Origin of the sequence: Clostridium sp. Marseille-Q5894 (assembly GCF_946902305.1) — a bacterium.
Classification (GTDB): domain Bacteria; phylum Bacillota_I; class Bacilli_A; order Erysipelotrichales; family Coprobacillaceae; genus Thomasclavelia.
On record NZ_CAMPPT010000002.1, the window covers coordinates 91057 to 110221 of the forward strand.

Genomic DNA, 19165 nt, shown 5'->3' on the forward strand with positions numbered 1-19165 from the left:
TTAATATCTTTTATTGTAATAGATATATAATCCCATACGTATCATTGCTATTACAAAAATACATAATGTAATCCCAATTAATAAATCAAAACTGTAAAGAGGAGCAACTATTGAAAGTAATGCTAGTATAATTATTTCAATCGTAAAACTAAAATTACTACCAATTTTATCAGCAATAAATAATTTTCGTTCATCATGATCATTAATATATTTATTAATTAATCTTGTTTCATTTTTGGCAATAAAATGATTAGAAATCAAATTGATGCATGGTAAAACAAGCAAAGTAAAAGATAGACCAGTTTGATAGCCACGCACATAATCAATATGTGGTTCATTCACTAAATTTATCGTTAAGATACCTGTAAAAGATAATCCGGTTAATATCAAGGATGTAATTATTAGAGCAATCATCCAATAATTATTTTTCCTTAAATCTTTACGGGCTAAGACAATTTGATTATTCATTTTTAAGTTCCTCCTCAAAACAAAATACATCTTCAATTGTCAAATCAAAATATTTGGCAATTTTATATGCTAATAGTAAAGAAGCAGTATATTTGCCTACCTCAATTGAGGTAATTGTCTGTCGGGTTACCCCGACAGACCTTGCTAGTTCCTCCTGGGATATTTTACGTGCTTTTCTAAGTTCAGGAATTCTAGTTTTCATTATATCACTCCATTTTGCAAAGTTCACTTTACAATTATAGTATAGTAAGCTTTGCAATATTTGTCAAGGATACTTTGCAAAAGTAAAATATCTCAATCTTTAATTGGATATTTTTGACAATTTTTAATTAACTTTTGTTCAATTATTTCTTCAATATCAAGATTTAATGAATGCGCTAACTGAAAGCAATAAATCATCACATCAGCAAGTTCCTCACTGACTTGATTTATATCATAATTATTATCCCATTGAATACATTCAAGTAATTCACTAGCTTCAATAACGATACTTTTGATTAAGCTATCAGGATAATTTAATTGATCCCAATTTCTCTTTTGTACAAATTCAATAATTTTATTTTCTAATTCTTTCATTATATTCTCCATCTACTTTTTGTTTAAACACTGCAAAATCATCTTCTTCAAAAATCAATTCAATTATTTCTTCTATTTGCTTTTCACTTAAGCTTTCTACCCATTCCTGGCAGTCTTGATGATATTGCTTTTTGATCATTTTAATACATGTTTGTTTAAGAGCTTCTTTTTTTCCTATTTCGACTCCTTTTTCTCGTCCAATCTCAATACCCTGCTCAACTCCTTCTTCTCGTCCGATTTTAATACCTTGCTCGATGCCTTGTTTGATTCCCTCTTCGATTCTTTTAGCTGTCTTTTCTTCACGCTCCATCTCTAAGGATTCAGTTCTAAGCTTCGCTAATGCTAACTGATTCGCTAATGACCATATCGGCTCATTACTTCTAAACTTGTCATACATCTTTATCACCATCTCCACTATATCTTCTTCTCTTTCCTTCATTATAGCAGTGTATTCATTTTTTATAAACAAATAACATAATCTTTCTAGATCATTTAATCCTGCGATTCCTTTTTCCTTGATGATCTTATCGATATGTCTCATCTTGATAAAATAGCGGTAGTTGAGATTTTCTTTTTCCAGCTCTCCCTGATCATCTCGAAACGCATAATCTTTGATCAAACGATCATCATCTTCATTGATAAAGATGATTTGATATACCGGTCTTAGCTGATGATATTTTTCACCGGTATCGATCTGTTCTACTAACAGTCTGGCACCATAGAACTGAAAGCGGGTACTTTCGCTATTACTGTTGCCGGCCATCTGCATTTCGATATCAATGATTCGACCCTTTTCATCAACAGCACAGATATCGAGGATGATGTTTTTAGCGAGGACCGTATTTTGATTGATTTCGGGATTTTTAACGATCATCTGTTGACAATCAAGATGGGTGACAGATTTAACGATAAACTTTCTCAGTTTTATAGATTCTAAAGTATCTCTGGAAAGCAGGTATTTAAAGAACAGGTCATTATTAAAGCGAACATTATTGTTATTATCGATAATATTTTTTTCATGAATCATATTTTTCCTCCTCATTATCTTTTACAATCTAAAAAGGAGAATTACTTTAAAAAATTAAAAAAATCTATAATTAACGAACATATTAAAAATAGACTTGACATTTAAAACATAGTTAGTTAATATGATTATAACGACAGTGAAAAGAAGAGTAGTTTATTTAAGCTTGATAGAGAGTCCTTGGCTGGTGGAAAAGGATAGGTGAGAGTAGATGAAGATGGTCTTGGAGTCTTATAGGCGATATTTAGTCTATGACGGGTGTGCCCGTTAAAGCACTAGAGTATGATAGTACTTGAAGAGGTTATTATCGTGAGATAATGATGAATTAAGGTGGTAACACGGGTTATAACTCGTCCTTTGTAAGGGCGGGTTTTTATATTTTAAAGGAGGATTTTATGATTGAAATTAAGCAGGTTAGTAAGAAATATCGATTAAAAGATCATGAAGTAGTAGCAGTCGATGATGTATCATTAAAGATTAATGATGGAGATATTTATGGAATAATTGGTTATAGCGGTGCAGGTAAATCAACTTTAGTGCGCTTGATCAATCAGTTAGAAGTTCAGGATAAGGGAAAGATTTTTATTGATAATCAAGATTTAGGTAGTTTATCTCAAAGTGAACTTAGAAAATTACGAACTAAAATAGGAATGATATTTCAACACTTCAACTTGTTATGGTCAAGAACTGTTAGTCAGAATATTGAATTGGCTCTAGAAATTGCAGGCAATAAAGATAAGCAGCTACGTCATAAAAAGGTTCAGGAATTAGTAAAACTGGTGGGATTAACGGGCAGAGAAAACGCTTATCCAAGTGAGTTATCAGGTGGCCAAAAGCAAAGAGTGGCAATTGCTCGAGCGTTGGCTAATGATCCAAAAATACTTTTATGTGATGAGGCAACTAGTGCTTTAGATCCTGATACTACAAAGTCGATCTTAGATTTGTTATTAGAAATAAATCGTAAATTAAATATTACGATTATCTTAATTACGCATCAAATGGAAGTTGTTCAAAAAATCTGTAATCATGTAGCTGTAATGTCTGAAGGAAAGATTGTTGAAAAAGGAAAGGTCAAAGAGATTTTTACTGCTCCTAAACATGCGGTTACTAAAAGTTTTATTCAAGAGGTAAAAAGTCATAATGAATTTGATGAGAATGTTTTGAAACAGATATATCCACAAGGGCAATTGATTAAAGTTGTTTTTGATGAAAATGTTAGTCGTTTACCAATTTTAACAAGAGTTATTAGAGAGTGTGAGGCTGATCTTAATGTAATTGAAGCAAATTTAAGTAATACGATCGATAGTTCTTTTGGAATCATGATTTTACAAGTAATCGGGGATTATCAAGAAGTAATCAGCTTATTTGAAAAATATTTAGCTAAAGCGGAGGTGATGTAGGTGAGTGCTATTTTAGAAAATATCAATCTTGATGTTATGATCAATGCTTTACAGGAAACACTTTTTATGACCTTTGTTTCATTGATATTTGCAGTAATTATTGGAATGGTTTTAGGAATTTTAATATATTTAACGCAGGAAGATGGCTTATATCCTAATCTTGTCGTTAATAAAATCTTAAATTTCATTGTTAATGTTTTACGGGCAGTACCATATATTATTTTATTGATTTTAATAATACCGTTAACAACAGCATTAGTGGGATCGATGATCGGAGCTAAAGCAGCATTACCATCATTAATTTTATCAAGTGCGCCATTTTATGGAAGAATGGTAATGATTGCATTGAATGAAGTTGATAGTGGAACTATTGAAGCAAGTAAAGCCATGGGTGCTAGCAATTGGCAAATTATTATTAAAGTATTGATTCCTGAAGCAAAACCAGCTTTGATTTCATCGATTACAGTCATGGGAATTTCATTAGTTGGTTATACTGCAATGGCAGGTGCTATTGGGGCAGGAGGACTTGGAAATTTAGCATATTTGTATGGGATGGTTAGAAGTAATAATTATGTCATGTATACAGCAACGATTTTAATTTTAATTATTGTGTTTATTATCCAGTTTATTGGAGATTACTATGTTAGAAAAATAGATAAAAGGTAGGTAAGAAAGATGAAAAAGTTATTTGTAGGAATTATTTGTTTATTATTAGTAGTTGGGTTAACAGCATGTGGTAATAGTAGCGAAAGTGATGAAAAAACATTGACGGTGGCAGCAACTTCAAAACCACATGGAGATATCTTAGAAGAAGCTAAATCAATTTTAAAAGATGAATATGATATTGATTTAAAAATCGAGATCTTAGATGATTATTATATTTTTAATCGCTCATTGAATAATGGTGATGTTGATGCTAACTTTTTCCAGCATGTTCCATTTTTTGAAAAAGATGTTAAAGATAATGGTTATGATTTGGTAAATGTTGGTGGTGTTCATATTGAACCATTTGGTTTTTATTCAAAACAAATCAAGGATATTAGTGAATTAAAAGAAAATGATGTTATTGTTATCTCAAATTCTGTTGCAGATCATGGACGAATTCTTGCAATCTTGGATAAAGCTGGTGTAATTGAATTAGATGATGATGTAAAGGTTCAAGATGCTACAATTGAAGATATTAAATCTAATCCATTAAATTTAGAGTTTAAAGAAATTAAACCAGAAATTTTAACAAATGCTTATGAAAATAATGAAGGTGCTTTAATTGCTATTAATGGTAATTATGCTATTGATGCTGGTTTAAATCCAACTAAAGATGCGGTGCTTTTAGAATCAGCAGATGAAGATAATCCATATGTCAATATTGTAGCTTGTCAAAAAGGACATGAAAATGATGAAAAGATCAAAGCTTTGATCGAAGTTTTACAATCTGATAAAATTAAGAACTATATTACTAGTACATATAGTGATGGATCAGTTATTCCTGTTAAATAGATGCGAAAGCATCTTTTTTAATAATAGAATTATATGTATAATTAGATTAAGGAGGATAAAAATGGCGAGAGTTGAATCAGCAGATTATTTAAATAAGGAAGTAGAAGTAATAATTGATCGTAAGTTAGGGTCAAGACATCCAAAATATGGATTTATGTACTTACTTAATTATGGATATATACCAGATACACTTAGTGGTGATGGTGAAGAGTTAGATGCATATTTATTAGGTGTATTTGAACCAGTAGAGAAATTTTGGGGTAAAGTAATTGCAATAATAAAACGAACTAATGATGATGACGATAAATTGATCGTTGTGCCTAATGATACAACTTATAGTGATGAACAGATTAGAGCTTTAACAGAGTTTCAAGAAAGATTTTTTACATCAATGATCATAAGAGGTAATAACATTGATTAAAACAGTAGATGACTATAATAGTAAATTTAATAATGATATTAAAAAGAAATTAGATTGTTTAAGAATGATCATTAAACAAAATGCTCCTGATGCTAATGAAAAGATATCATGGGGAGTACCAACATATAATTTAAATGGTTTTTTAGTGCAGTATGCAGCATGTAAAAAACATATTGGTTTTTATACTTCTTTAACAACACTTGAATATTTTAAAGAGCAGTTGAAAGACTATAAGACAAATATGAAAAATACAGTTCAATTTCCAATTGATAAAGAATTGCCAGTTGATTTGATTAAAGAAATGGTTTTATTTAAGGTTAAGGAAAATAATAGAGATTAAAATTTTAGATATTATGAGATTAGTTTATCGTTTTAAAGATATTGAAAAGCAGATGATTATTTACCAGAAAAGAGATGCTGATAGTTATTTTAACTGTTTATCAAAAATCAACCAGCTATAGATTTTTATTTAAAATTATAATAAAGAGATAATACTAAAACGATAGAATTAATGATGGAGTATAATAATGAAAGATTATCATAGAAAAAATCATGAATTTTCTTTATGTGGTTTAGCGTGTAATTTATGTGTAATGTATCTAGGTAAATATTGTCCTGGCTGTGGGAATGGAAATCAGAGTTGTCGTTTAAAAAGATGTGCAATTGATCATGGAAAATTAGAGTTTTGTAATCAGTGTCATGAGTTTCCATGTTATAAATATGAGGGTAGAGATGAATATGATTCGTTTATTACAATTAGAAATCGATATAAAGATTTTGAGCAATTAAGTGAACTAGGGGAAACTGTTTTTATTGCAAGGTTAAAGCAAAAAGCTAATATTTTAAAGTATTTATTAGATAATTATAATGATGGAAGAAAAAAGACGTTTTATTGTTTAGCTGTGAATTTGCTTGACTTAAAGGATTTACAAATAGTTATGGAACAGATCGATGAAGTGATTTTAGAGAGTGATTCTCTTAAAATAAAAGCAGCTAAATGTGTTGATTGTTTTAATGAAATGGCAAAACAGAGAAATATTGTTTTAAAGTTGAATAAAAAGAAAAAGGAGAAAAAGTAAATGCGTCTAGGTACAACTTATATATGTGTTAAGGATATCGAAAAATCTTTGGCCTTTTATAAAAGTTTATTGAATCAGGAACCTTTATATTGTAATGATGATCGTTGGATTACTTTTGATTGTGGTAATTATTTATCGCTTTACAATAAACAATATGATATTGATCTTGTAAAAAATAATTTAGATAGTGATAAATTTAATCAAGCATATTTAGAGCTTTTAGATCAAGAGGAGAGAAGATATAATGATCTTGTAGTATTTAATTTTGAAGTAGATGATTTAAAAAGCGAATATCAAAGATTAAAGACGTTAAAAATAGGTGAACTTTCAAAAATATGTTATGTAAATGTTCATATGCCATATTGGTATTTCACAATTAAAGATCCTGATGGTAATGTTTTGGAAATAACGGGAACATATAAATAAAGTGATAATCAAAAAGCCATAAACTCAATTAATTTTATTGAGTTTACGGCTCTTTTTTTTACAAAGTTTTATCTTTTTTCACAGAACTATCAATTCTGCGACTTTATTATAGCATAAATACCTACAAAATCAACAAAAAAATTGTTTATCTGACAAATCGTTATTAAGTAAACTATCACTCTTGACTTTTTTATTCTTTGAATAGTTTACAACAAAATTTATTTTCATAAAGGAGAAATGAAATATGCAGCAAAACAAAAAATTTCTTTTAGTAGCTAGAGAATGGCTTGAATTAAAAAAGATGTCCGTAAAATATTCATCATATGTTAAATATGAAACAGTTATTTTAAAACATGTAGTACCTTTTTTTGATGATTATGCATTAGAACAAATTAATGATGAAATCATTGTATCTTTTTTTAAAAAATTGATTGATATTGAAAAATATTCAAACAGTACTCTTCATGCAATTCGTTATGTTATGAAATCTATTTTAGAATATGCAGAAAAGAAATATTGTATTCAAACGATTAATTTTAGTTTTATTAAATTAAATCGGACTAAAGGAAACCTTAAAGTTTTAAGTGAAGATCAAAAAGTATCATTAGAGACATATTGCTTTACTCATTATGAACCTATATCGATAGCTATTTTAATTGCTTTATATGGGGGACTTAGAATAGGTGAAGTCTGTGCTTTAACATGGCAGGATATAGATTTGAATAATGGAATTATCGCAGTTAATAAAACTGTTGAAAGACTTAAAAATAAGGAAAATATGGAATCTAAAACTGTTTTAATGATTTTAGAGCCTAAAACCCATACTTCTAAAAGAATTGTACCAATACCAGCTTTTTTAAAAGAATATCTTTATAACTATTGTAATAATTTAACAATATCTAATAAATCATATTATTTACTAACTAATAGTGAAAAAATACCCGATCCTCGAACAATTCAAAATCAATTTCAAAGATTATGTCAAGATTATGATTTTCAAATCAATTTTCATTCCTTAAGACACACTTATGCAACCCACTGTGTGATGCAGGAAGTAGATTTAAAGTCATTAAGTGAAATGCTGGGACATTCTAATATTTCTACTACATTACAATTGTATGTTCATTCGTCATTAGAATTTAAAATGAATCAGATCAATAAGATTTCCGCTCCAACAATTTCGCAGAATTGATAGTTCTGTGAAATAGAAAGAAATGAGGTTAATGATGTACTGGTATGTAGTCCATGTAAAACTTGAACGAAGTTCTAAGTTAGTTAGCTTTTTTAATCAGCAAAATAATACAAAAGCTTTCATTCCTAAAATGGAAAGATGGTATAACATCAAAGGAAAGAAGGATTATATTATTAAAGATTTATATCCTGATTATGTTTTTATTAAAAGTGAAATGAATCAATTTGAATTTAATGAAAGATTTAAAGAATTTTTTAAATCAATTGATGGTTTTGCTCGGTTGTTGGAATTGGAAGATGTTTATGTTTTAAAAACAGAAGAACAGATTTTAATGGAAAGACTGCTTGATAATAAGAATATAATTAGGCATTCGGTAGGAAACATAGTTAATTCTAAACTTATTGTTGAAAAAGGACCATTAGTAAACTTAGAAAATAAAGTTATTAAAATTGATCGTCATAAAAGATTAGCAATTTTAAAGAGTGATTTTTTCAACAGAATAACAGTTCCTTTAGAAGTTGTTAGTAAATCATGAACTGGTATGTGTTATTTGTTTTATCAAATCGGGCTAATCAGCTTATTAAGAATTTAAATAAGAAAGATAATATCGAAGCATTTATACCTCAATATCAATATTATCGTAGGATTACTAAAGACTACGATATAAAACCTATGTTTACTAATTATATTTTTGTCAAAACATTAATGAATCAAACTGAATTTAATACTTTTTTAATGAATTTGGATAATGAAAAAGACGGTTTTATTAAACAATTAGTGTATTTAGATACTTCTGCTTTAAAAAAAGAAGAAATTGAAATGTTTAATTATTTATTAGATGAGTCTTATGTTGTAAAAATGTCCCAAGCATTTTTACAAGATGGAAAAGCAAAAGTCTATCAAGGTCCATTAAAATACTTTGAAGAAAATATTATTAAAGTTGACAAATATAACCAGGTAGCATACCTAAATTTATCTTTTATGAATAGAAAGATAAAAGCTGGATTAAAAATAACAAGCAAAAATTAAGCTGGGGAGAATGGTTTACCGCCCCCAGCCATTATTTTGAACATACGTCTTCCTTGGGGTAAGGGGAGACTATGTTCTTTTTTGCAAATTAAAATATGTAACTGCATAAAGCAGTTTTTTATTATGGAGGGGACAAATATGTCACATATTTTTTTAGCATCACCGCATATGAGTGATGAAGGTTATGAAAAAGAATACATTAAAGAAGCATTTGATACCAACTGGATTGCTCCTCTTGGTAAAAATGTTAATGAATTCGAAAATGAAATGAAAAATAAGCTTGGTGCTAAAGCTGCTGTAGCATTATCATGTGGTACGGCTGCTATTCATATGGCTATTAAATCATTAGGAATAAAACAAGACGATATTGTATTTTGTCAAAGTTTAACATTCAGCGCCTCTGCTAATCCAATTACTTATGAAAAAGCGATACCTGTATTTATTGACAGCGATGAATCATGGAATATGTCGTCTGCAGCTTTAAGAAAAGCTTTTGAAAAATATAAAGATAATCTGCCTAAAGCTGTTATTGTAGTTCATCTTTATGGATTAGCATCAAATATTAAAGAAATTAAAGAAATATGCAGTGAATATAATGTACCTTTGATTGAAGATGCAGCCGAATCATTAGGAACAACAGTAGAAGGTAAATATACAGGAACATTTGGTGATTATGGAATCATCTCATTTAATGGAAATAAAATCATTACATCATCAGGAGGTGGGATGCTTCTTGTAAATACCGATGATGCCAGTGAAAGAGCAAAGAAAGTACTGTTCTGGGCAACACAGGCAAGAGAACAGGCAAGACATTATGAGCATAAAGAGATTGGATATAACTATCGAATGAGTAACATAGTTGCAGGAATTGGTAGAGGACAGCTTAAGGTACTGGATCAAAGGATAGCTAAGAAAAGATATATCTATGAATACTATAAAAAAGAGATAGGGAACCTTGAAGGATTAACAATGATGCCAAGAGATAAGTATGAATCATATTCAAACTGCTGGCTGTCAACAATCCAGTTAGATGAAAACTGTAAAATAAGACCATTAGATATGATGGCAGCTCTAGAAGAAAATGATATCGAATCAAGACCAGTATGGAAACCAATGCACCTACAACCAGTATTTAAAGAATATGATTATATAGATAATAATCAAACATCAGAAAAACTGTTTACTAATGGAGTATGTTTACCAAGTGATACCAAGATGAGTGATGAAGATTTAGATAGAATCTGTAACATCATAAAAGGATTGTGGAAATAATGTATAGAATATTTTTTAAAAGATTCCTGGATTTTATATTATCATTGATGGCTGTTATAGTACTTTTACCAGTCATGCTAATTATAGCGGTACTAGTAAGAATTAAACTAGGTTCACCTGTAATTTTTAAGCAGGAAAGGCCAGGAAAAAATGAAAAGATATTTAAGATGTATAAATTTAGAACAATGACAAATGGAACTGATAGTAATGGAGATTTATTGCCAGATGAAAAGAGATTAACAAAATTTGGAAAGTTTCTTAGATCAACAAGTTTAGATGAATTACCAGAACTAATCAATATTATCAAAGGTGATATGTCAATAGTAGGACCTAGACCATTACTAGTGAGATATTTACCTTTATATAATGAAAAGCAGAAACATCGTCATGATGTTCGTCCAGGGTTTACAGGATATGCACAGGTAAATGGTAGAAATACAATCAGCTGGGAAGAGAAGTTTGGTTTAGATGTATATTATGTAAATCATATTTCTTTTTTTATGGATGTAAAAATTATATTAAAGACAGTAAAAACAGTGTTATTTAGAGAAGGCATAACTAGTGAAACATCTGTAACGATGGAAGAGTTTAGGGGTAATATCAATGAAGGATAAGATTCTAATAATTGGGGCAAGTGGACATGGTAAAGTTGTAGCAGGTATTGCAAGATTAAACGGTTATAAAGAGATAGCTTTTTTAGATGATGATGTAAGTAAAAAAAGCTGTGGGAAATATGGAGTTATAGGTACAAGTGATGACATCTGTAGATTTATAAATGACTATGATTTTTTTGTGGCTATAGGAAATAATAAAATTCGTAAGAAAATAACAGATATGCTGTCGGATAAAAATATTATTCAGCCAGTGCTAATTCACCCTAGTGCATCAGTTGACGAAACTGTTTTAATAGAAGAAGGAACAGTAATAATGGCTAATACAGTGATTAATGCTGATACCAGAATTAGAAAAGGATGTATCATCAATACATCTTCATCTATAGATCATGATTGCGTTATTAATGATTTTGTACATATTTCACCGGGAGTACATATAGCAGGTACAGTAAGGATAGGAGAAAATACATGGATAGGAACTGGAGCATCAGTAATAAATAATGTATGTATTACTGATAACTGTATAATTGGTGCAGGATCAGTAGTTATTGGTGACATCAGTAATTGTGGTACATATGTTGGAAGTCCTGTTAGGATGGTGGAAAAATGAAAAAGATTTTAATTTTAGCTAATAATGGTGTAGGACTGTATAAGTTTAGAAAAGAGCTGATACAGAAATTGTTGAAAACTAATGAAGTATATATTTCACTGCCTTATGGAGAACTGATAGAACATTTAATTGAAATGGGATGTCATTTTATTGATACACCAGTAGACAGGAGAGGAATCAATCCAGTAACTGATTTAAAGCTGCTGAATAAATATCGAAAGATATTCAATCAGGTGGAACCAGATTTAGTCATAACTTATACGATCAAACCAAATATCTATGGCGGTTTTACTGCTCGAATAAAGAAAGTAAAATATGCAGTAAATATCACTGGATTAGGAACTGCATTTCAAAATGATAATCTGTTGAAAAAGATTATCATTTTTATGTACAAAAAAGCACTAAAAAAAGTAAAAACTGTTTTCTTTGAAAATATCGAAAACAGAAATATTTTCATTGAAAACAGGATTATAGAAAAAGATAAAACATGTCTTCTTAACGGTGCCGGAGTAAATACAGAAGAATATCAGTATGCAGAATATCCAAATGAAAATAAACATATCAGATTTTTATTTATCGGAAGGATCATGAAAGAAAAAGGAATCGATGAACTGCTTTATGCAGCAAAAAAGATAAAGAAAGAATATTCAGATATACAGTTTGATATAGTTGGTCCAATGGAAGACGATTATAAAAATATAATTGATGAATATGTAAATAATAACATTATCAATTATTATGGATATCAAAGTGATGTAAAGCCATTTATAAAACAATGTCATTGTTTTATAATGCCTTCATATCATGAAGGCATGGCAAACACACTACTAGAAGCAGGATCAATGGGGAGACCATTGATAACGACAAATATACATGGCTGTAAAGAAGCAATTAAAGATAATGGATATTTATGTAATGCAATGGATAAAGAAGATTTGTATAAAAAGATAAAAAAGTTTATTGAGTTAGATTATAAAAAGAAAGTGAATATGTCATTAAATTCCAGAAAGCATATAGAAAAAATATTTGATAAGAGGAAAGTAGTAAAAGAAACTATGAAAGGATTGAATATATGAAAAAACCAATAACGGTATTACATGTATTAAATACAGGTAGTTATTCGGGAGCAGAAAATGTTGTAATAACAATTATAAATAACTTAAAAGAAAAAGAAGATATTAAAAATATATATTTATCTTTAGAAGGCAGTATTAAAAATAAATTAGAAAAAGAAGGAATAGAATATTATCCAATAAAAAAATTATCTATTATAAATTTACATAAAGCGATAAAAAAAATAAAGCCTGATATTATTCATGCACATGACTATACAGCAACAATAATATCTGCTCTTTGTTTTTCTAAAGCTAAAATCATTTCACATATTCACAATAATTCACCATGGATAAAAAAAAGAGGAGTTTATTCTTATATATTTTTTTTAGCAACATTATTTTGTAAAAAAATTTTGACAGTATCTGATTCAATTGAGAAAGAATATGTTTTTGGTAAATATATTAATAAAAAAATAGAATGTATAGGTAATCCAATTGATATCGCTAAAATAAATGTTCTAGCAGATGAATATGAAGAAAAAGAAATATATGACATGATTTTTATTGGAAGAATTACTGAACAAAAAAATCCTAAACTATTACTTAATATTATTAAAGATTTAATTCATATAAAATCAAATGTAAAAATAGCTATTGTTGGTAGTGGCGATATGGATGATGTTTTTAAAGAATATTTAAAAAATAATAATTTGCTTAATAATGTAGAAATGTTTGGTTTTATTGAAAATCCTTATCCTATTTTGAAAAAATCTAAAGTAATGTGTTTACCTTCAAAATGGGAAGGATATGGATTAGTAGCTGTAGAAGCTTTAGCATTAGGAATTCCAGTTGTATGTAGTGGAGCAGGTGGGTTAAAAGATATTGTTGATAATAATTGCGGTAAAGTCTGCTATTTAAAAAAAAGTGATTATGTTAAGGAAATCGAAAAATTATTAACTAATACAGATTTTTATAAATATAAATCAAATTGTGCAATAAAAAAATCAATTGAAATTAATAATATTGTATATTTTATTGATAGAATATATCAATTATATCGTGATTTAAATAGGAGAACATAAGTGTGAAAATAAAATTTGTTATTAATCGAAGAAAATACAAATATTGAGGATATTATTTTTGATAAAAAGATTTTTTATCTTTATAATAAATCTATTTAGATTGACAATAAATAAAATTTTTATCACATATTTGTGTTTAATCGACGAAGGTGGACGGAAATGAAGAAAATAATGAAAACAATTACAATTTTTACACCAACATATAATCGAAAAAAAAACTTAAAAAAATTGTATAGTAGTTTATTAAACCAAAAACAAAAGGATAATTTTACGTGGTTAATAGTAGATGATGGTTCAACAGATGGTACAAAAAAATTAATAGATGAACTTTTATTAGAAGATAAGATAGATATAAAATATTTTTATCAAAAGAATAGTGGAAAACAGATTGCACATAATCTCGGAGTAGAAAAAGCAAATACAGATTTATTTATTTGTGTAGATTCTGATGATTATCTTTTACCAGAGGCGACTGAAATCATTGAGAAGTGTCTTGATGATGAGGATGAGAAAGTTGCAGGTTGGATTTTTATGCGTGGTAATTTAGATGGAAATCCTATTGGAACACAATTAACAAAAAGGATGATGACGAATGTAAAAAAATTAACAGAATTATATGAAAAGTATTCTTTTAAAGGAGATACAGCATTAGTTTTTAAAACAGATATATTAAAAAAATATAAATTTGATACAGTTAATAATGAAAAATTTATTGGTGAAGATTATTTATACAGAAAACTTGAGCAAGACTATGATTTAGTTCCTAGAAATAAAATTTTCTATATTACAGAATACCAATCAGATGGATATACTAAAAATGTATTAAAACATATTACGAGTAGCCCAGGAAATTATCTTTTATTAAAAAGAATAAGTATTGAGACAAGTAATAGACTCATGTACAAGTTCAAACATGCAATTTTGTTTGATGCAATGGCAATTTATATGGATAATTACAAAGTAATTTTCAAAGATTCATATATTTATATGAAAGTATTAGCTATACCTTTAGGATATGTTTATTATTTTATGAAATTTAGGAGACTAAAATGATTTTATTATTAACACTGATTTTTATTATTGTTACTTGCTTTTATGGATGTATGAATAAAACTATGATTAAAAATAAAAAATTATTAATATTTGTTTTTTTTATATTATTATTTTTTATTTTAGGTGGTAGAAATTATAATTTTGGAGATAATTTGCAATATAGAAAAAATTTTGATGTGATTGCCACTCTCTCATGGAGTGAAATTATTTTTAATTCAAATAAAGAATATTTGCAAAATATTTTGATGAAAATTATTTCTGTACTTGGATTTGGGAGCCAATCATATTTTTATATTAGTGTTGGCATATCGCTATATGGAATATTCAAATTCATAATAAAAAAATCAGTAAATATGTATGCTAGTATTTTATTTTATATTAGTGTTGGGACTATATATACTATATGCAATATAACTAGACAATATATAGCTATATCATTAATACTTTTAGCAGCTTTAGCAGTAGAAGAAAATAAAGTTTTTAAAGCATTATTTTTATATTTTTGTAGTATAGGATTTCATATAACTGCAATTATTATATTACCGATATATCTTAGCATATTATTTATTGATAAGAAAATAAAAATGATACAAAATAAATATATTTTATTTTTTATATGCTCACTTATAGGAATATATTTATTGAAACCAATACTTGAAAAAGTATTTTTATCATCATCAAGTGATTCTACAATTGCGAATTTGACTTCAATATCACAACTTGGCAAAATAGGACAATATGGGGCAAATACTGCGAGTATGATTTATATTTTATTAGGAATATTTATTTTCATTATTAATTTTTACTTTATAGATAACAAAAATAAAAATTTTAAGATCTTGTTTGATAGTTTTCTCAAGAATTATATAATTCATTTTATTATATATTTGTAATATTAGGCTGTTTTTCTTCGGTATTATATTTTAGAATTTCTGAATATTTTTTACCAATTGTAATTATTTCACTAGCTAATAAATTTATTCAAACAAAAAAAGTAGACAATAATACAAAATTATTAGTGATGTTTTCATTTTTATTTTTGTTTATTATAAATACGTTAGGACCAAATATAGAATATATACGTAATTATAGTTTTAATATGTTTTTTTAAAAGAACTATTTGAAAAATAGGAGGATTTATGAAATTTAGCGTAATTGTACCAATATATAATGTTGAAAAGTATTTAGATACATGTATTACTAGTGTTTTAGAACAAGATTATTCTAATTTTGAATTAATATTAGTTAATGATGGATCTAAGGACAATTCTTTAGAAATATGTAAAAAATATCAAATTCAAGATGATAGAATTGTGGTAATAAACAAAAAAAACGAAGGATTGCCAGCAGCAAGAAATTCAGGTATTCAAGCTGCAAAAGGTGATTATATACTCCATTTAGATGGAGATGATTTTTTCAAACTGGGGTATCTTTCTTACTTGTATGATAAATTAAAAGAAAAAAATGTAGATGTTGCTTTTGGATGTGGAAGAATAGACTATTTCAGTAAAGCTAATACAAAAGAAGAATACTATTATCCTGTACCTTTAAATTTGTCAAATTTATATGATTTACAAAAATATATGATGGATATGGGACATGAAATACCAGCCTCAGCTTGGTCAAATGTCTATAATAGAAAGTTTATAGTAGAAAATAATCTATATTTTACTTCTGGATTGACATGGTCTGAAGATACAGATAATTACTTTAATATTTTGTTACACATAAATGAATTTATTATTTTAGATAAAGTCTTTTATTTTTATAGAAGAAATAATGAATCAGCTATGACAAAAAAATATAATTACAAAAATATTTATAGTAATATTTTTGTATTAAGAAAATGGTATAAAAATTATAGTGACAATTGCTTAAATTCGCAAATTAAAAATATCAGTATGATACGATTTGCCAATACATATATCTATATTTCATTATTTGCAAGAAAGGCTAACAAAGAAGATAGAGAAAAATTGTGTCAAGAAATAAAATCTGATTTTGAATTAATTAAACATTGTAAAGGAATAAACTATAAATTAGTTTATTATTTATATAGATTATTAGGTATAAAAATTACATTGTCAATTATTAATTTTATTAAAACATAATTTATCTAATAGGAGGATTTATAATGATAAGAGTCTTACATGTTGTCGGAAAAATGCATAGAGGTGGTATAGAAACACTATTAATGGAGATATATAGGAAAATCGATCGGTCTAAAATTCAGTTTGATTTTATTGTCAATACACATGAAGTAGGAAATTATGATCAAGAAATAAAAAAATTAGGAGGAAATATTTATTATATTCCCCCTAGAACCGAAGGTATAAAGAATAATTATCTTGAAATATTAAAAATATGTAAAGATAACAGAGATATAAAAATAGTCCATAATCATTTAAGTTCTTTAACATATTTAGAACCTTTGAGAGCTGCTAAAAATGCGGGTATAAAAGTACGAATAGCTCATAGTCATAATAACAATATGGATAAAAGTTTATATAGAAGTTTTTTGATAAAATTTAATAAATTGAGAAAGAATTATTTGTGTACAGATTATTTTGCTTGTTCAAATGATGCAGGAAAATGGATGTTTGGAAGCAAATGGGACTCAAATGGAGTTTTAATTAAAAATGGTATAAATAGTAAGTTTTTTTTATTTAACGAAGAAAAAAGAAATGAAATGAGAAAGAAATTAGATATTGAAAAGGATTTTGTTGTTGGATTCATTGGAAGATTTGAGTTACAAAAAAATCCATTATTTTTGATTGAAATATTTAAAGAAATTGTTAAAAAGCATCCGGCATCTAAATTACTACTTGTTGGAGAAGGAAGCATGCATAATAAGATGAATACTAAATTGATTGAATATGGTCTAAAAGATTATGTTATTTATACTGGAGTAGTGGATGATGTTTATAATTATATAAATGCTATGGATTCATTAGTACAGCCTTCTATATTTGAAGGGTTAGGAATTATTTTTATAGAAGGACAAGCTAATTCTTTAATGTGTTTTGGATCTGATAAAGTTCCAATAGATGCAAAATTTAGTAACTACTATCATAGTATTTCTTTAAATTCTTCTAATAAAGAATGGGCAGATAAAATTTTAGAATATTCAATTAATTACAAAAGAAATACTAATATGGAACAGCTGATTAAAAAAAGTCATTATGATATTAGTTATACAAAACTTTTTTTAGAAAATTTTTATTTAGAAAGAGGTAACTATGATAGATAATGTAAAAAATAGTCCTATTAGGATACTTCATTATGGTTTGACAAGCAATTTGGGAGGAATAGAAGTCTTTGTAATGTCTTTATATAGAAAAATTGATAGAAATAAAATTCAATTTGATTTTATTGATCATGAAGGAATATATTTTAATGATGAAATTATATCATTAGGTGGGGAAATAATAAAAGTACCTACTCGTAGAAAAAATTTCTTTCTGTATAAGAAAACTCTAAAAGAATTGATGAAAAATGGAAAATATACCGCTGTTCATATTCATGCTTTAGCAGTTTCTAATATTGATATTATTAAGATAGCTTTAAAATATAATGTTAAGGTTATTTTACATAGTCATATGGATATGGATTTAAGAAATTTTAAGGCTGAATTGTTACATAAACGTAATAGAAAATGGCTTGAAAATAAAGATATTTATAGATTCGCTTGTTCTGAGCTAGCTGCAAAATGGATTCATGGTGAAAAACATATGAAAGATACAATTATTTTTCATAATGCCATAGATATTGATAAATTTAGATACAATAAAAGTAGGCGATTGACCGTAAGAAAAGAACTTGGATTTAATAATAATGAATTATTAATAGGGCATGTAGGAAGATTCGCATATCAAAAAAATCAAGAATTTTTAATTACTATTTTTGATGAAATACAAAAAATTAACCCTGCTTCAAAATTAATTTTAATTGGTGGAGAAGGTGGTATACTTAATATTTCTAAAGAATTAGTTAACAAATTAAAATTAGGAGATAAGGTTATTTTTACGGGAATAAAAAATAATGTAGAAGATTATATGCAAGCAATGGATATATTTGTATTCCCTTCAAGATGGGAGGGACTGGGAATAGTACTGATTGAAGCTCAAGCTTCGGGCTTGTTATGCTTTGCATCTAGCAAAGTTCCTACTGAGGCTAGGGTAACAAATAATTTGGAATTTTTATCATTAGATCAAGATGAAAAAGTATGGGCTAGAACTATATTAGATAAATATAAAAATTATGTAAGAAAAGATATAAGTTCTCAATTAGTAAAAAGAGGTTATGATATTAATCAAACTAGCAAATATATAGAAGATTTCTATTTGAAAATTATTAGTAAATAATTA

General features: G+C 27.4%; 24 protein-coding genes and 1 other annotated feature. Of the genes, 20 read left to right on the forward strand and 4 right to left on the reverse strand.

The window, feature by feature from the left end; all coding sequences use genetic code 11:
• The 4 genes from OC535_RS03115 to OC535_RS03130 form a co-directional block, all read right to left on the reverse strand.
• A complete protein-coding gene (locus OC535_RS03115; protein WP_227053430.1) occupies positions 1-468 on the reverse strand; it encodes a hypothetical protein in 468 nt (155 codons plus the stop codon).
• Positions 461-670 carry a helix-turn-helix transcriptional regulator gene (locus OC535_RS03120; RefSeq protein WP_024722063.1) on the reverse strand — a complete coding sequence of 70 codons (210 nt, stop codon included), beginning with the start codon at positions 668-670 and terminating at the stop codon, positions 461-463. The genes OC535_RS03115 and OC535_RS03120 overlap by 8 nt, the downstream gene beginning before the upstream one ends.
• A 92-nt stretch (positions 671-762) precedes the next feature.
• The gene (locus OC535_RS03125) at positions 763-1044 is read right to left on the reverse strand and encodes a nucleotide pyrophosphohydrolase (RefSeq protein WP_024722062.1); all 282 of its coding nucleotides are present in this window, start codon (positions 1042-1044) and stop codon (positions 763-765) included.
• Positions 1025-2071 carry a PD-(D/E)XK nuclease family transposase gene (locus OC535_RS03130; protein WP_498823115.1) on the reverse strand — a complete coding sequence of 349 codons (1047 nt, stop codon included), beginning with the start codon at positions 2069-2071 and terminating at the stop codon, positions 1025-1027. The genes OC535_RS03125 and OC535_RS03130 overlap by 20 nt, the downstream gene beginning before the upstream one ends.
• A gap of 127 nt (positions 2072-2198) precedes the next feature.
• Positions 2199-2429, forward strand: a binding site (T-box leader).
• 34 nt (positions 2430-2463) lie between these two features.
• On the opposite strand from OC535_RS03130, the gene OC535_RS03135 reads away from it, so the two are divergent.
• The 20 genes from OC535_RS03135 to OC535_RS03230 all read left to right on the forward strand — a co-directional run bounded on the left by OC535_RS03135 (position 2464) and on the right by OC535_RS03230 (position 19162).
• The gene (locus OC535_RS03135; RefSeq protein WP_227052635.1) at positions 2464-3468 is read left to right on the forward strand and encodes a methionine ABC transporter ATP-binding protein; all 1005 of its coding nucleotides are present in this window, start codon (positions 2464-2466) and stop codon (positions 3466-3468) included.
• On the forward strand, positions 3469-4134 hold the full coding sequence (locus tag OC535_RS03140) for an ABC transporter permease subunit (protein ID WP_024722393.1): 666 nt from the start codon (positions 3469-3471) through the stop codon (positions 4132-4134).
• Positions 4135-4143: 9 nt separating this feature from the next.
• Entirely contained in the window at positions 4144-4965 is an 822-nt protein-coding gene (locus OC535_RS03145) for a MetQ/NlpA family ABC transporter substrate-binding protein (protein ID WP_024722394.1), read from the forward strand.
• Positions 4966-5026: 61 nt separating this feature from the next.
• Positions 5027-5386, forward strand: coding sequence for an inorganic diphosphatase (locus OC535_RS03150; protein WP_024722395.1), 360 nt, complete (start codon positions 5027-5029; stop codon positions 5384-5386).
• Positions 5379-5726, forward strand: a complete 348-nt coding sequence (locus tag OC535_RS03155) for an iron chaperone (protein ID WP_155855640.1) — start codon at positions 5379-5381, stop codon at positions 5724-5726. The genes OC535_RS03150 and OC535_RS03155 overlap by 8 nt, the downstream gene beginning before the upstream one ends.
• 187 nt (positions 5727-5913) lie before the next feature.
• Complete coding sequence (locus tag OC535_RS03160) at positions 5914-6465, forward strand: DUF3795 domain-containing protein (RefSeq protein WP_227052634.1); 552 nt, start codon at positions 5914-5916, stop codon at positions 6463-6465.
• Positions 6466-6891: a VOC family protein gene (locus tag OC535_RS03165; protein ID WP_024722398.1), complete on the forward strand. Its 426-nt coding sequence runs from the start codon at positions 6466-6468 to the stop codon at positions 6889-6891.
• Between the two features lie 244 nt (positions 6892-7135).
• On the forward strand, positions 7136-8083 hold the full coding sequence (locus OC535_RS03170) for a tyrosine-type recombinase/integrase (protein ID WP_498823116.1): 948 nt from the start codon (positions 7136-7138) through the stop codon (positions 8081-8083).
• Positions 8084-8117: 34 nt separating this feature from the next.
• Positions 8118-8618 (forward strand): transcription termination/antitermination NusG family protein, encoded by a 501-nt coding sequence (locus OC535_RS03175; RefSeq protein WP_498823117.1) that lies wholly within the window; start codon positions 8118-8120, stop codon positions 8616-8618.
• Entirely contained in the window at positions 8615-9112 is a 498-nt protein-coding gene (locus tag OC535_RS03180; RefSeq protein WP_498823118.1) for a transcription termination/antitermination NusG family protein, read from the forward strand. Before OC535_RS03175 ends, OC535_RS03180 begins: the two co-directional genes overlap by 4 nt.
• 138 nt (positions 9113-9250) lie before the next feature.
• Positions 9251-10384 (forward strand): DegT/DnrJ/EryC1/StrS family aminotransferase, encoded by a 1134-nt coding sequence (locus tag OC535_RS03185; protein WP_498823119.1) that lies wholly within the window; start codon positions 9251-9253, stop codon positions 10382-10384.
• On the forward strand, positions 10384-10998 hold the full coding sequence (locus tag OC535_RS03190; RefSeq protein ID WP_498823120.1) for a sugar transferase: 615 nt from the start codon (positions 10384-10386) through the stop codon (positions 10996-10998). Before OC535_RS03185 ends, OC535_RS03190 begins: the two co-directional genes overlap by 1 nt.
• Positions 10988-11608, forward strand: a complete 621-nt coding sequence (locus OC535_RS03195; RefSeq protein WP_498823121.1) for an acetyltransferase — start codon at positions 10988-10990, stop codon at positions 11606-11608. The genes OC535_RS03190 and OC535_RS03195 overlap by 11 nt, the downstream gene beginning before the upstream one ends.
• Positions 11605-12684 (forward strand): glycosyltransferase family 4 protein, encoded by a 1080-nt coding sequence (locus OC535_RS03200; protein WP_498823122.1) that lies wholly within the window; start codon positions 11605-11607, stop codon positions 12682-12684. The genes OC535_RS03195 and OC535_RS03200 overlap by 4 nt, the downstream gene beginning before the upstream one ends.
• Positions 12681-13745, forward strand: a complete 1065-nt coding sequence (locus OC535_RS03205; RefSeq protein WP_498823123.1) for a glycosyltransferase — start codon at positions 12681-12683, stop codon at positions 13743-13745. Before OC535_RS03200 ends, OC535_RS03205 begins: the two co-directional genes overlap by 4 nt.
• Positions 13746-13904: 159 nt before the next feature.
• A complete protein-coding gene (locus tag OC535_RS03210; protein ID WP_498823124.1) occupies positions 13905-14798 on the forward strand; it encodes a glycosyltransferase family 2 protein in 894 nt (297 codons plus the stop codon).
• Positions 14795-15691 carry an EpsG family protein gene (locus OC535_RS03215; protein ID WP_498823125.1) on the forward strand — a complete coding sequence of 299 codons (897 nt, stop codon included), beginning with the start codon at positions 14795-14797 and terminating at the stop codon, positions 15689-15691. Before OC535_RS03210 ends, OC535_RS03215 begins: the two co-directional genes overlap by 4 nt.
• Before the next feature lie 246 nt (positions 15692-15937).
• Positions 15938-16909: a glycosyltransferase family 2 protein gene (locus tag OC535_RS03220; protein ID WP_498823126.1), complete on the forward strand. Its 972-nt coding sequence runs from the start codon at positions 15938-15940 to the stop codon at positions 16907-16909.
• A gap of 23 nt (positions 16910-16932) precedes the next feature.
• Complete coding sequence (locus tag OC535_RS03225) at positions 16933-18048, forward strand: glycosyltransferase (protein ID WP_498823127.1); 1116 nt, start codon at positions 16933-16935, stop codon at positions 18046-18048.
• Positions 18038-19162, forward strand: a complete 1125-nt coding sequence (locus OC535_RS03230) for a glycosyltransferase family 1 protein (protein WP_498823128.1) — start codon at positions 18038-18040, stop codon at positions 19160-19162. Before OC535_RS03225 ends, OC535_RS03230 begins: the two co-directional genes overlap by 11 nt.
• Positions 19163-19165 lie beyond the last annotated feature (3 nt).